General features: G+C 42.5%; 9 protein-coding genes. All 9 read left to right on the plus strand.

Translation table 11 applies throughout. From position 1 onward, the window contains the following. Positions 1–143: 143 nt before the first annotated feature. The 9 genes from NQ560_RS05280 (at position 144) to NQ560_RS05320 (ending at position 15,167) form a co-directional block, all read left to right on the plus strand. On the plus strand, positions 144–1,241 hold the full coding sequence (locus tag NQ560_RS05280) for a sugar kinase (RefSeq protein ID WP_040015662.1): 1,098 nt from the start codon (positions 144–146) through the stop codon (positions 1,239–1,241). A 40-nt stretch (positions 1,242–1,281) separates the two neighbouring features. Next, positions 1,282–2,676 (plus strand): MATE family efflux transporter, encoded by a 1,395-nt coding sequence (locus NQ560_RS05285; RefSeq protein ID WP_005335664.1) that lies wholly within the window; start codon positions 1,282–1,284, stop codon positions 2,674–2,676. A 35-nt stretch (positions 2,677–2,711) separates the two neighbouring features. Beyond that, on the plus strand, positions 2,712–4,196 hold the full coding sequence (locus tag NQ560_RS05290; RefSeq protein ID WP_005335666.1) for a DUF512 domain-containing protein: 1,485 nt from the start codon (positions 2,712–2,714) through the stop codon (positions 4,194–4,196). 124 nt (positions 4,197–4,320) lie between these two features. Next, positions 4,321–5,661, plus strand: a complete 1,341-nt coding sequence (locus NQ560_RS05295) for a uracil-xanthine permease family protein (RefSeq protein WP_005335668.1) — start codon at positions 4,321–4,323, stop codon at positions 5,659–5,661. 115 nt (positions 5,662–5,776) lie between these two features. Beyond that, positions 5,777–6,853 (plus strand): 16S rRNA (cytosine(1402)-N(4))-methyltransferase RsmH, encoded by a 1,077-nt coding sequence (gene rsmH, locus NQ560_RS05300; protein WP_005335670.1) that lies wholly within the window; start codon positions 5,777–5,779, stop codon positions 6,851–6,853. Between the two features lie 95 nt (positions 6,854–6,948). Then, positions 6,949–7,965, plus strand: coding sequence for a tRNA dihydrouridine synthase (locus NQ560_RS05305; RefSeq protein ID WP_005335671.1), 1,017 nt, complete (start codon positions 6,949–6,951; stop codon positions 7,963–7,965). 110 nt (positions 7,966–8,075) lie between these two features. Further along, positions 8,076–8,981 carry a CPBP family intramembrane glutamic endopeptidase gene (locus NQ560_RS05310; protein ID WP_005335672.1) on the plus strand — a complete coding sequence of 302 codons (906 nt, stop codon included), beginning with the start codon at positions 8,076–8,078 and terminating at the stop codon, positions 8,979–8,981. A gap of 134 nt (positions 8,982–9,115) precedes the next feature. Then, positions 9,116–13,654, plus strand: coding sequence for a glutamate synthase large subunit (gltB, locus tag NQ560_RS05315; protein WP_005335673.1), 4,539 nt, complete (start codon positions 9,116–9,118; stop codon positions 13,652–13,654). 13 nt (positions 13,655–13,667) lie between these two features. After that, a complete protein-coding gene (locus tag NQ560_RS05320) occupies positions 13,668–15,167 on the plus strand; it encodes a glutamate synthase subunit beta (RefSeq protein ID WP_040015663.1) in 1,500 nt (499 codons plus the stop codon). Positions 15,168–15,231 lie beyond the last annotated feature (64 nt).

Here is a 15,231-nt window from a genome sequence, read left to right on the forward strand (position 1 = left end):
TAGAAATTCACGGTTTTTGCAGGTTTTCCCTATTTTCGAGTATTTCGTGCTGGATTTTCCAGAGTGTTGATTGTATAATAGTACCGATGATGATATATGGATTACTTATAATTTTAATAATTTAATCCTAGGAGGAAATGAAAATGAATCTGAATTTAAGACCAAAAGAGGAGTGCCAGTTTGACGCGGTATCATTAGGTGAGGTTATGCTTCGTCTTGATCCGGGTGAGGGAAGAATCCGTACAGCAAGAAACTTCCGTGCATGGGAAGGCGGCGGAGAGTACAACGTTGTCCGCGGACTTAGAAGATGCTTCGGTATGAAGACTGCAGTTATCACAGCATTTGCTGATAACGAAGTTGGCAAACTGATGGAGGACTTTATTCTTCAGGGTGGAGTAGATACATCTTTAATTAACTGGAAGAAGACAGACGGAATCGGACGTATCTGCAGAAATGGTATCAACTTTACAGAGCGTGGATTTGGTATCCGTGGTGCAGTAGGATGCTCTGACCGTGCAAATACAGCAATCGCTCAGGCAACACCGGAAGATTTTGATTTTGATTATATCTTTGGTGAGCTTGGAGTTCGCTGGTTACATACAGGCGGAATCTATGCAGCTCTTTCCGAGCAGTCATGTGAGACTGTACTTGCAGCTATCAAGGCAGCTAAGAAGTATGGAACAATCGTATCTTACGATCTGAACTACCGTCCTTCTATGTGGAGTGCAATCGGTGGACAGGAGAAAGCTCAGGAAGTGAACAAAGAGATCGCAAAATATGTAGACGTTATGATCGGTAACGAGGAAGACTTTACAGCATGCCTCGGATTTGAGATTGAGGGTAACGACAAAGATCTCAAGCAGCTTAACCTTGACGGATACAAGAAGATGATCAATGAAGCAGCTAAGACATACCCGAACTTTAAAGCTGTTGCAACAACTCTTCGTGAGGTTAAGACAGCTACAGTGAACGACTGGAGCGCTATCTGCTGGGCAGATGGAGAAATCCACAAAGCAAAAGACTACAAGGGACTTGAGATCATGGACCGTGTAGGTGGAGGAGACTCTTTCGCATCAGGACTTATCTATGGACTGATGACAACAGAGGATGCAGAGCTTGCAGTTAACTACGGAGCAGCTCACGGAGCACTTGCTATGACAACACCTGGAGACACAACTATGGCTAGCAAGAAAGAAGTAGAAGCTATCATGGGTGGTGCAGGAGCAAGAGTTCAGAGATAGTTCATACATTGGTTTTAGCAGAAAGAGTAAATGTTATTCTATGAGGGAATTGACGAAGGGCAGTCCGGCAAAGGTCATAATGACCTTTGCCCTGCCCATTATTTTTGGAAATCTTTTACAACAATTATATAATCTGGCAGATGGTAAAATTGTCAGCACTTATGTAGGGACACAGGCATTTGCAGCAGTTGGTGCAACAGCAGTTATTGCGAATCTGATTATTGGTTTTGTGAATGGAGTGACCCAGGGATTTGGAATTCCGATATCCAGATGTTTTGGAGCAGGAGATTATAAAAATATGCGACGTTATGTGGCAGGAAGTTTTATTATGACAGTTGCAATGACGCTGATTCTTACAGTAGGTGCGCTTCTTGGGATAGAAGGGCTTTTGCATATATTGGACACACCGGCAGATATTATGGAAGAGGCACTTCAATATATCCGAATTATTATTATGGGGACAGCATTCATTTCTCTTTACAATTACAGTGCCAATATATTGAGAGCGGTCGGAGAAAGCCGGATTCCGCTTTTATGCCTTGCAGTTGCAGTCATTTTGAACATTTTTCTGGATATTCTTTTTGTGCATACATTTTCCATGGGACTTCGCGGTGCAGCGCATGCGACCAATATTGCCCAGTGTATTGCAGGAGTTCTGTGTATGGCATACTTGCTTTTTAGGTTCCGGGAACTTGTGCCAAAGGGGCAGGAATGGCAGATGCAGAGGAGAAAGTATCAGGAGATGACCGTATTTGGAATTTCACTTGGTATGATGTCCTGTTTTGTGAGTATCGGTACCGTGATTTTCCAAACTGCAGTAAACAGACTTGGTACGAAGATTGTGACGGCGCATATTGCGGCAAGAAGAATCGAGGAACTGACCAATGTTCCGATGCTGTGTACAGGCATGGCTATGACGACTTATGCCAGCCAGAATCTGGGGGCAGGAGAATATGACCGGATAAAAAAGGGAATCCATCAGGCATTTGTGATCGTACTTGTGCAGGGAGTTATATTTACCACATTTTGCTGGATATTTGGACACCCATTGATTCGTTGGATCACAAGCAGTAATGATACCTATATTTTGGATACGGCATACCGTTATCTGACAAGAAATACGTCATTTTATTTTGTGCTTGGGCCACTGTTTGTATTGCGTTGTTCTCTTCAGGGGCTGGAACATAAAGTCATTCCGGTGGCGTCCAGTATTCTGGAACTTGTGTTGAAAATAGTATCCACGATCTGGATCGTGCCGGTTTTGGGATACACTGGAGTTATCTATACAGAGCCGATTATCTGGATTTTTATGACATTGATGCTGATTGGCGGATATGTAAGGGCTCTGAAGCAGATCAACGAAGCAGAGCACATAAAAAGTGCAAGAAATGCGAAAGCTGAAAATGAAAAGATAAACGTTGATAACAGATTATAAATGATAAATAACGAAGAAAGGAGGATGGAATCCAGATGAAGAAGGTAGAACATTTGATTAAGGAAGTCTATCCGGGCTCCATCGCAGAAGAATTGGAGATTGAACCGGGAGATGTACTGCTGTCGATCAATGATCAGTCAATTGAAGATGTGTTTGATTATCGTTATATGATAAAGGACGAATATATAGAAGTGCTTATTCGCAAACCGGATGGAGAAGAATGGGTTCTGGAAATCGACAAGGATTACGATGACGATCTTGGTATCGAATTCGAGAATCAGTTGATGAGTGATTACAAATCATGCAGCAATAAATGCATTTTTTGTTTTATTGATCAGATGCCACCGAATATGCGAGAGACCTTATACTTTAAAGATGATGATTCCAGACTTTCTTTCTTACAGGGGAATTATATTACGCTGACTAATATGAAAGAAAAGGACGTAGACCGCATTATCAAGATGCAGCTGGCGCCGATCAACATTTCCGTGCAGACTACGAACCCGGAACTTCGTTGTAAAATGCTGAATAACCGGTTTGCAGGAGAAAAGTTGAAATTTTTAGATCAGCTTTATGAAGGTCATGTGGAGATGAATGGTCAGATCGTGTGTTGTAAAGGTGTGAATGATGGAAAAGAGCTGGAACGCACGATGGACGATCTGTCAAAATATCTTCCGTTTATGCGCAGTGTCTCTGTTGTGCCTGCGGGTATCACGAAGTACAGAGACAATCTTTATCCGCTGGAACTTTTTACGAAAGAAGAGGCTGGAGAGATTATTGATATGATCGAGAGCCGTCAGAAAAAATATTATGAAGAATATGGACTTCATTTTATGCATGCAAGCGATGAATGGTATATTACCGCTGGACGTGATTTTCCGGAAGAAGAGCGGTATGACGGATATATCCAGTTGGAAAATGGTGTCGGTATGATGCGGCTTTTCATTACAGAATTCACGGAAGCGCTTGAGCAGGTGAAAAGCAATCCTGGATATCTCAAAATGCGTGAAGAAGTGAAGCGCACGGTCACAATCGCGACCGGAAAATTGACTTACGCAACCATTTGTTCATTTGCAGAGCGTATGATGGAGGCATTTCCGGGACTTCAGATCCATGTATTTGCCATAAGGAATGATTTCTTTGGTGAGACAATTACCGTATCCGGACTGATTACCGGACAGGATCTGACTGCTCAGATAAAAGAGTACCAGGAGAATAGTAGGAAACATTTTGTGGAAAAAATCTCTGATGCGAAGAAATTTGTGGATAACATAGGAAGTGCTGATAAAAATGTGCATGGATTAGGAGAAGATCTCATTATTCCATGTAACATGCTTCGTACCGGAGAAAGAGTATTTTTGGATGACTGGACTGTGGAAGACGTGGAACAGAAGCTTGGAATGCGGCTTATTCCAATAGAATCTGGTGGAGGAGATTTTGTCGAGGCAATTCTGAATCTGGAATATAGTATGGAGCGTACCAATGATAATTTTGTCTATGTAAAGGCGTATGACAGATAATGTAATTGAAAAATAAGTATGACTAAAAAATAACATTAAAAAAAGTAATGAGCCAGAGGGTGTCCAAATAGAAGCGTTGCATTATATAATATATGAGTTGAAAAAATGATTCAGGAGGAAAAGAATGAATACAAAAGAAGCAAAACAGTCTGTTCAGATGGACAAAGCATTGTTTGATTTTTACGGGAAGCCTTCCATTGGACAATCACTGCCGCTTGCGATACAGCACGTACTGGCTATGATCGTCGGCTGCGTAACGCCTTCTATTATCGTGGCAGGCGTAGCAGGTCTTTCACAGGAAGACTCTGTGATTCTTATTCAGGCAGCACTTGTGATGTCTGCATTGACGACATTGATTCAGTTATTTCCGTTTATTAAGACAAAATGGTTCACTATCGGAGCAGGACTTCCGGTCATGATGGGAATCAGTTTCGCATATGTGCCAAGTATGCAGGCAATTGCTGCGGATTTTGATATTGCAACGATTCTTGGAGCGCAGATTGTTGGTGGTATCATTGCACTTTTAGTGGGATTAAATATTAAGAGGATCCGCAAGTTCTTCCCGCCGCTTATTACCGGTACGGTAGTGTTTTCTATTGGATTATCTTTGTATCCGACCGCGATCAATTATATGGCCGGAGGAGCCAGCAGTGAAAATTACGGTTCATGGAAGAACTGGCTCGTAGCAATTATTACATTGATTATTGTAACGACACTTAATCATTTTGGAAAAGGTATCTGGAAACTGGCATCTATCTTAATTGGAATTATTGGTGGATATATTGTAGCACTTTGTTTTGGAATGGTAGATTTTTCTTCCGTTGCACAAGCGGCAATCTTCCAGCTTCCGAAGCCGATGCATTTTGGAATTAAGTTTGAGCCTTCATCTTGCGTAGCACTTGGTATTTTGTTTGCTATTAACTCTGTGCAGGCAATTGGAGATTTCTCTGCAACTACAACAGGTTCTATGGATCGTATGCCGACAGATACGGAATTATCCGGTGGTATTGTAGGCTATGGAATCAGCAATATTTTTTGCGCATTTTTCGGTGGACTTCCGACAGCAACTTACAGCCAGAATGTAGGTATTGTATCTACAACAAAAGTTATCAGCCGCAGAGTGCTTGGAATTGCTGCTGCGATTCTGATGGCGGCCGGATTGATCCCGAAATTTTCATCAATACTGACTACGATTCCTTATTGCGTGCTGGGAGGAGCAACAATTTCTGTATTTGCATCAATTGCAATGACAGGTATGAAGCTGATTACAACAGAGCCGATGGATTTCCGCAATACAACAGTTGTTGGACTTGCAGTTGCAGTCGGCATGGGTGTGACTCAGGCAAGTGCATCACTGGCACAGTTCCCGGACTGGGTAACGACTATATTTGGAAAATCACCGGTAGTTCTTGCAACTATTGTAGCGATTGTGTTAAACTTAACTCTGCCAAAAGCAAAGAAGTAGATTTTGAGTTTGTTGGACGGGGGTTTTTAAAAGAGGGTAACCCTTTTTTGAAAGCCTCCGTTTTGTAGTGTTTATCGATTTTAGGAAAAGTAACAGTTTGTTGGAGAATGTGAATATGGAAGAACAAAAAAGCGGACAAGAATCAGGAAAACAGGGGCAAAAGCCTCATAAGAGAAGAAAGCGTTATTCCGGGACGCATCCGAAAAAGTATGAAGAAAAATATAAGGAATTAAATCCTGAAAAATATGGAGATACGATTGAAAAGGTCATAGGAAAGGGCAGCACTCCGGCAGGTATGCATATTTCCATTTGTGTGCAGGAGATTCTGGATTTTCTGGACATCAAACCGGGACAGCATGGACTGGATGCAACACTTGGCTATGGCGGACACACAAGAAAGATGTTGGAAAAGCTGGAAGGACATGGTCACATTTATGGTCTTGACGTGGATCCGATTGAGTCCGAGAAGACAAAAAAGAGACTGCGTGATCTTGGATATGGAGAAGATATTTTGACTGTGAAATTATGCAATTTTGCAGACATTGACAAAGTGGCAGAAGAACATGGAAAGTTTGACTTTGTACTGGCAGATCTTGGTGTATCCTCTATGCAGATCGATAACCCGGAACGCGGTTTTACTTACAAATTTGACGGACCTTTAGACCTGCGCATGAACCCACAAAAAGGAGAAAGTGCGGCACAGCGTTTGAAAAGCATGGACGCAGAAGAAATAGAAGGAATGCTGGTGGAAAACTCTGATGAACCATACGCAGCAGAGATAACAGAAGTGCTGATGAATTGGAGAAAACACGGGAAATCTCCGGAAACTACAACAGAATTAAAAGAAGCAATCGAAGAAGCTCTGACATTTCTTCCGGAGAAAGAGAAAAAAGAGGCGGTCAAGAAATCATGTCAGAGAACATTCCAGGCACTTCGCATTGACGTGAACCAGGAATTTGAAGTGTTATATGCATTCTTAGATAAACTGCCACAAGTCATGAACCCAGGTGGAAGAATTGCAATCCTGACCTTTCATTCCGGGGAAGACAGACTTGTGAAACGAGCTTTTAAAGAAGGAAAAAAAGCAGGAATTTACAGTGAAATCTGTAAAGACGTGATTCGTCCATCAGCACAGGAATGCGCAAGAAATCCACGCGCAAAATGCACAAAAATGAGATGGGCAATTATTTAACAAAGGACGTAGTGAAATGTTAAAGTACTACGTCCCCATCATTGATTTGCGGTGTCGCCTTTGTGCATTGTGAATAAAAATGGGAAGGATTTTTTATGAAGTATTACCTTGCTCCGCTTGAGGGGATTACAACTTATATATATCGTCGGGCTTATCATCAGCATTTTGCACCGATGGATAAGTATTTTACGCCCTTTCTGGTACCACATACGAAGAAGGGGTTCAGTACGAAGGAGAAGAATGATGTGATGCCAGAGCACAGCCCAGGCATGAATCTTGTGCCACAGATTATGAGCAATCAGGCGGACTCATTTTTACATACGGTTGAGAAACTGAAGGTCTATGGCTATGAAGAGGTGAATCTGAACCTGGGCTGCCCTTCAAAGACAGTTGTGTCTAAAGGGCGTGGTTCTGGATTTCTTGCAGATCCGGACGGATTGGATCGGTTTTTGGATGAGATTTTTAAAAAATGTGATGTGAAAATTTCTATTAAGACAAGAATTGGAAAAGATGATCCGGAAGAATTTGCGCGGCTTCTTGATATTTACAATCAGTATCCGGTAGAGGAACTGATTATTCATCCGCGGGTACAGAAGGATTTTTATAAAAATCAACCGAATCTTGGTGCGTTTCATGATGCGGTGGAGGAAAGTAAGATTCCGCTTTGCTATAACGGAGATATTTTTACGCCAGAAAGTTATGAAGAGATGAAACGGGAATTTCCGCAGGTAGATACCTTTATGCTTGGAAGAGGGATTTTAATGAATCCGGCTCTGCTTGATCTTATCCGTATGAGAGAAAAAACAGATGTGAAAAAGACAACTGATATAGATGTGACTGAGTGGAAAAAAGAAGAAACGTCACGAAAAATGCAGAGTGCAGACAGATATAAAAAGGAAATCCATGCATTCCTTGAACAGATTAAATGTGATTATCTGGAAGTGGGAATGGGGGAGAAAAATACGTTATTTAAGTTAAAAGAGCTGTGGGCATATATGGGACAGAACGCTCCGGAAGCGAAGAAGGCGCTGAAAAGGATCCGGAAATCTCAGAGTATGGCAGATTACGACAGTGCCAGCCGGGAAGCGTTGGAAGATTTCATATTTTTTTAATTGCATATGCTGTAGAAAAGAAGTACAATTAACATCGTGCCGAATAGAGGAGTTTTCGGTGAAGGTACAATGAAAAGTGGATCAGCAGCAAAAGGAAAGGAAGTAAATAGATGGAACAGAAAACAAGAGGCGGGAGAGGCTTCTGGTATATCTGGGGATCTGTGCTTATCAAACTGGGAATTGCATATCTTGTATATATGGCGGCGGTATCACTTCTTGCAGGCGTACATCTGATGCAGATGACAGGTGGAGATGCAGATGCGATGATGCAGATTGCGCAGAGTACAGCACAGTCCGGCAAATTATATGATCAGATTACAAATGAGCTAATGAACTGGGCTGTTTATATTGAGGGCGTGGCAGCGCTGATTACGATTCCAGTCATGTTATTTTTATTTCACAGAGACAGCAGAAAAGAAAAAGAGCTTGGGATTGTAACGGAAAAAGCGTCAATTTGGAAATATATTGCAATTATAGTGATGTTTGCAGTTATGGCACTTGGGCTTAATAATCTGATATTTTTAAGTGATCTGTCAGCAGCGAGTGAAACTTATTCTGATACAATGCAGACTTTATACGGACAGGGATTTGCAGTGCAGATTCTCGTGCTTGGAATTTTGATGCCGACATGTGAAGAACTGGTGTACAGAGGACTTGTCTATAAAAGATTACGTTATACTTCACCGTTTTGGGCAGCGGCTTTGTATTCATCACTCGTATTTGCATTTACCCATGGCAATCTTGTCCAGGGACTTTATGGTTTTATCATGGGCATGATGTTCTGTTATGTGTATGAAAAATATGGTTCTGTGAAAGCACCGATACTTGCGCATATTACAGCGAATATCCTGTCAGTGGTTGGAACGCAGTTCCAATGGTTCGACTGGTTGTTCAAAGATCCGATGCGTGTCGGAATTTCAACAGTGTTATGTGCATTTATTGCATCAAGTATTTATGTTATGATTCAGAGATTGAACACAGATACAACTAAAAATAATAGCCAAAATGAGGGGTAGTTATCAGACTACTCCTTTTGTAATCGTAAAACGTCTAATTATCTGACGATTTAAAAAGAAGTTTTTATTTACAAATTTGAAAAATGGGTGTATAGTAGGAAAAAATAAAAAATGTAAGAAAGGACTCAGATATTATGAACGGGCAACAGCGACAGAAAAATGCTGGCTTGTATCGTCCTTCGTTTGAACACGATAACTGTGGTATTGGAGCAATCGTCAATATCAAGGGCCAGAAAAGTCACGATACCGTGGCGAATGCATTAAAGATTGTAGAACAATTAGAACATAGAGCGGGCAAAGATGCCGAAGGTAAGACAGGTGATGGAGTAGGAATTCTGTTACAGATTTCTCACAAGTTTTTCTCCAAAGTCTGTAAACCTTTCGGCATCTTTTTAGGTTCTGAGAGAGATTACGGCGTAGGTATGTTTTTCTTCCCTCAGGACGAACTGAAAAGAAATCAGGCAAAGAATATCTTTGAAGTGATTGTGGAAAAAGAAGGAATGGAATTCCTGGGCTGGCGAGAAGTACCGGTACATCCGGATGTGCTTGGAAGTCGTGCAGTAGAGTGTATGCCATGCATCATGCAGGGATTTATCAAGCGGCCGGAAAAAGTTGAAAAAGGAATTGACTTCGACAGACGTCTGTATGTGGTACGCCGAGTCTTTGAGCAGAGCAGCGATGATACTTATGTAGCTTCACTGTCAAGCAGAACGATTGCTTATAAGGGAATGTTTCTGGTAGATCAGTTACGTCTCTTTTTTGCAGATCTTCAGGATAAGGATTATGAATCTGCCATTGCACTGGTTCATTCCAGATTCAGTACGAACACGAATCCAAGCTGGGAGAGAGCACATCCGAACCGTTTTATTGTACACAACGGCGAGATTAATACAATCCGTGGTAACCGGGATAAGATGCAGGCAAGAGAGGAAAATATGGAATCTGAAGAATTAAAAGGAGAACTTCACAAAGTCCTTCCGGCAATCAATGCCACAGGTTCTGACTCCGCTATGCTTGACAATGCCATTGAATTTATGGTCATGAGTGGCATGGAACTTCCGCTGGCAGTTATGATTTCTATTCCGGAGCCGTGGGCAAATAATAAGAGCATGTCCCAGAAGAAGAAAGATTTCTATCAGTACTATGCAACAATGATGGAACCATGGGATGGTCCGGCGTCAATTCTGTTCAGTGATGGAGATTGTATGGGAGCAGTTCTTGATAGAAACGGACTTCGTCCGTCCAGATATTACATTACAGATGATGATCAGTTGATTTTATCATCTGAGGTCGGAGTTATGGATGTTGCACCAGAGAAAATCGTAGTAAAAGAAAGACTTCGTCCAGGTAAAATGCTTCTGGTTGATACGGTTCAGGGACGTGTCATCGGAGACGAAGAGCTGAAAGAAATGTATGCGGACAGACAGCCTTATGGTGAGTGGCTGGACAGCAATCTGATTGAGCTTAAGAATCTGAAAATTCCGAACCAGTTAGTACCGACCTACAAACCAGAGGATCTTAAGAGACTTCAGAAAGCATTTGGTTATTCTTATGAGGAAGTAGAAACTTCTATCAAAAATATGGCACTCAACGGTGGAGAAGGAACTGCTGCCATGGGTATTGACACACCACTTGCAGTACTTTCGGATAAGCATCAGAACCTGTTCAATTATTTTAAACAGTTATTTGCACAAGTTACGAATCCACCGATTGACGCAATCCGTGAGGAAGTGGTAACATCCACGACTGTATACATCGGAGCAGACGGAAATCTTCTGGAAGAAAAAGCAGAAAACTGCAAGATGCTCAAGGTCAATAATCCAATCCTTACAAATGTTGACCTTCTGAAGATTAAGAACATGAAACAGGATGGATTCAAAATTGCAGAGATTCCGACTATTTATTATAAAAATTCCAGTCTGGAAAAAGCAATGGATTACCTGTTTATCGAAGTAGATCGTGCAATCCGTGACGGAGCGAATATTTTGATCCTTTCTGACCGTGGTGTAGACGAGTATCATGTGGCTATGCCGTCACTTCTGGCATTGTCCGGACTGCAACAGCATCTGGTGCGCACGAAGAAGAGAACTTCCGTTGCAATCATTCTTGAGACCGGAGAGCCAAGAGAAGTACATCATTTTGCGACATTACTTGGATATGGAGCATGCGCAGTCAATCCATATCTTGCACATGAGACAATCCGTCAGCTTATTGATACAGGCATGCTGCAGAAAGATTATTACGCTGCAGTTGATGATTACAATCACGGAATCTTAAGCGGCATTGTAAAAATTGCTTCTAAAATGGGTATTTCCACAATTCAGTCTTATCAGGGAGCAAAGATTTTCGAGGCCATTGGATTAAAAGAAGAATTTATTAACAGATATTTTACAGATACAGTCAGCCGTGTTGGCGGCATCGGTATTGAGGAGATTGCACAGGATTATCTTGCAAGACATTCTCAGGCATTTGATCCACTTGGACTGGAAGTAGATCTGACACTGGACAGTCTCGGACAACACAAATCCAGAAGCTGTGGCGAGGAACATCTGTACAATCCACGTACGATCCATATGCTTCAACAGTCTACAAGACTTGGCAATTATGAAATGTTTAAGCAGTACACAGATATGGTAAATGAAGAAGGTGCCCACATTAATCTGCGAGGTCAGCTTGATTTTAATTATCCGAAGAAAGGTATTCCGATTGAAGAAGTAGAGAGTGTGGATGAAATCGTTCAGCGATTCAAGACAGGTGCTATGTCCTACGGATCCATTTCCAAGGAGGCACATGAGACGCTTGCAATCGCCATGAACCGTCTGCATGGTAAATCCAACAGTGGTGAAGGCGGTGAGGAAATCGAGCGTCTGGATACAGAAAAATGTTCTGCAATTAAGCAGGTCGCTTCCGGACGATTTGGTGTAACAAGCAGATATCTTGTCAGCGCAAAAGAGATTCAGATTAAAATGGCACAGGGTGCAAAACCAGGAGAAGGAGGACATCTTCCAGGAGGAAAGGTCTATCCGTGGATTGCCAAGACAAGACATTCTACGCCAGGTGTCAGCCTGATCTCACCACCACCGCATCACGATATTTACTCTATCGAGGATCTGGCACAGCTCATTTATGACTGTAAAAATGCAAATAAAGACGCAAGGATTTCCGTAAAACTTGTATCTGAAGCAGGTGTTGGAACTGTCGCGGCCGGAGTCGCAAAAGCAGGAGCCGGACTGATCCTGATCTCTGGATATGATGGAGGAACCGGAGCGGCGGCTAAGAGTTCTATCCACAATGCAGGACTTCCTTGGGAGCTTGGACTTGCGGAAACACATCAGACATTGATCCAAAATGGACTGCGTGAACGTGTCCGTATTGAGACAGATGGAAAATTGATGAGTGGTCGTGACGTGGCAATTGCAGCAATTCTTGGAGCAGAGGAATTTGGATTTGCGACAGCACCACTTGTAACTATGGGATGCGTTATGATGCGGGTGTGTAATCTGGATACATGTCCGGTTGGTGTGGCAACACAGAATCCGGAACTTCGCAAGAACTTCCGCGGAAAACCGGAATACGTCATCAACTTTATGAGATTCATCGCACAGAATCTGCGCGAATATATGGCAAAATTAGGTGTTCGTACGATTGATGAACTGGTTGGAAGGACTGACCTTCTGAAAGTCAAAGAAGTGCCGACATCTGATCGTGCAGCAACACTGGATTTAAGCCAGATCCTGCAAAACCCTTATGAGGGAACAAAGACACCAATGACTTATAATCCAAAGAAGATTTATGATTTCGAACTGGAGAAGACGCTGGACGAAAGAGTCCTTGTAAAAGAACTGCTTCCGGCACTTGAAAAGCATCAGAAGAGAAGCCTGGAAGTCGATGTCACGAACACCAACCGTACATTTGGAACAATTTTCGGATCAGAAATTACAAGAAGATATCCGGAAGGCGTAGAGGAAGACAGTTATGTGATCAAATGTACCGGAGCAGGCGGTCAATCATTTGGTGCATTTATTCCAAAGGGTCTGACACTGGAACTTGTAGGAGACGGCAATGATTATTTTGGTAAAGGTCTCTCAGGCGGAAAACTGATCGTGTATCCACCGAAGGGTGTTACATTTAAACACGAAGAGAATATTATAATAGGAAATGTTGCACTTTACGGAGCAACCAGTGGTAAAGCTTTTATCAATGGTGTGGCAGGTGAGCGTTTTGCTGTCCGAAACTCTGGCGCAAAAGCAGTTGTAGAAGGTGTTGGTGATCATGGATGTGAGTACATGACCGGCGGATGTGTTGTTGTTCTTGGCAAGACTGGAAAGAACTTTGCAGCCGGAATGAGCGGCGGTGTCGCTTATGTACTGGATCTGAACAGTGATCTTTATAAGAATATTAATAAGCAGATGGTAAATATTGAACGAGTAACTTCGAAGTTTGAAATCAACGAGTTGAAAGAAATGATCGAAGAGCATGTGGCTTATACGAATTCTGAGAGCGGAAAAGAAATTCTGGACCACTTTACCGATTATCTGCCGAAATTTAAGAAAATCATTCCGATTGATTACGAGAAAATGCTTTCTACTATCGTTCAGATGGAAGAACAGGGCATGAGCAGTGAGCAGGCTAGAATTGAAGCATTTTACGCAATTAAAGAAGGAAGAAGATAGGGGGGCGGACAACGTGGGAAAACCAACAGGATTTATGGAATATGAAAGACAGGATAAGCCGGCAGAGTCACCGAAGGAGCGAATCAAGCATTTCCGCGAATTCCACACACCTTTGTCAAAAGAAGAACAGGAGCGCCAAGGTGCAAGATGTATGGCGTGTGGCGTTCCGTTCTGCCAGGCAGGACAGATGATTATGGGGATGGCAAGTGGCTGCCCTCTCCATAACCTGGTGCCGGAGTGGAATGATCTGATTTACCACGGCAACTGGGAAGAGGCTTATTACAGGTTAAAAAAGACGAATAATTTTCCGGAATTCACTTCCAGGGTATGTCCTGCACTTTGTGAGGCAGCATGTACATGTGGACTCAACGGAAATGCAGTATCATCAAAAGCGAATGAGTACAGTATTATTGAAAATGCTTACGAAAAAGGATACGCTGCGGCAAGACCGGTGAAAGTCAGAACCGGAAAGAAAGTAGCTGTTGTGGGATCAGGACCGTCCGGACTTGCTGTGGCAGATATGCTGAACCGCAGAGGACATAGCGTGACAGTGTTTGAACGGGAAGATAAAGTCGGAGGACTTCTTCGCTATGGAATTCCAAACATGAAACTGGAAAAACAGTATATTGACCGTAAGGTAAATATTATGGAAGAAGAAGGAATTACATTTGTAACAAATTGCAATATCGGTAAAGACAAAAAAGCTTCTTCTATATTAAAAGAGTTTGACCGTGTAGTTCTCTGCTGTGGAGCTTCTCATCCAAGAGATATCAAAGCACCGGGACGGGACGCAAAAGGAATTTATTTCGCAGTCGATTTCCTGAAGTCCACGACAAAAGCATTGTGGGCAAATGATATGAAACTGGTGGATGGCACATACATTTCTGCAAAGGGAAAACACGTTATCGTTATTGGCGGAGGTGATACGGGAAATGACTGTATCGGAACTTCTATGAGACATAGCGCAAAATCTGTTCTTCAAGTAGAAATGATGCCCAAAGCACCAGATACTCGTGCAGATAACAACCCGTGGCCGGAGTGGCCAAAAGTCTGCAAAACAGACTATGGCCAGGAAGAAGCAGCGGCAGTCTTCGGACATGATCCGCGTGTATATCAGACAACGGTCAAAGAGTTCATCAAAGATAAGGAAGGAAATCTCTGCAAGGTCACACTTGTGAAGCTGGAGCCGAAGAAAGACGAGAAAACCGGACGCATGATGATGACTGAGATACCGGGAACTGAGTATACAGTACAGGCAGATCTTGTACTTATTGCAGCAGGATTTCTTGGAAGTGAAGAATATGTGACAAAAGCATTTGGCGTGGAAGTCAATGCGCGTACAAATGTGGCAACACCGGCAGGTGAGTATCATACAAATGTGGAGCGGGTGTTCACAGCGGGAGATATGCACAGAGGTCAGTCACTGGTTGTATGGGCAATCCGCGAAGGAAGAGAAGCCGCACAGGAAATCGATATCAGCCTGATGGGATATACGAATATGAATGTACAGTAACAAAATAAGTATCGGGTGAGAACTTCAAACAAGCTTGATTTCTCACCCCATATTCTTTTTCTGC

The organism is Dorea formicigenerans (assembly GCF_025150245.1).
GTDB lineage: Bacteria > Bacillota > Clostridia > Lachnospirales > Lachnospiraceae > Dorea > Dorea formicigenerans.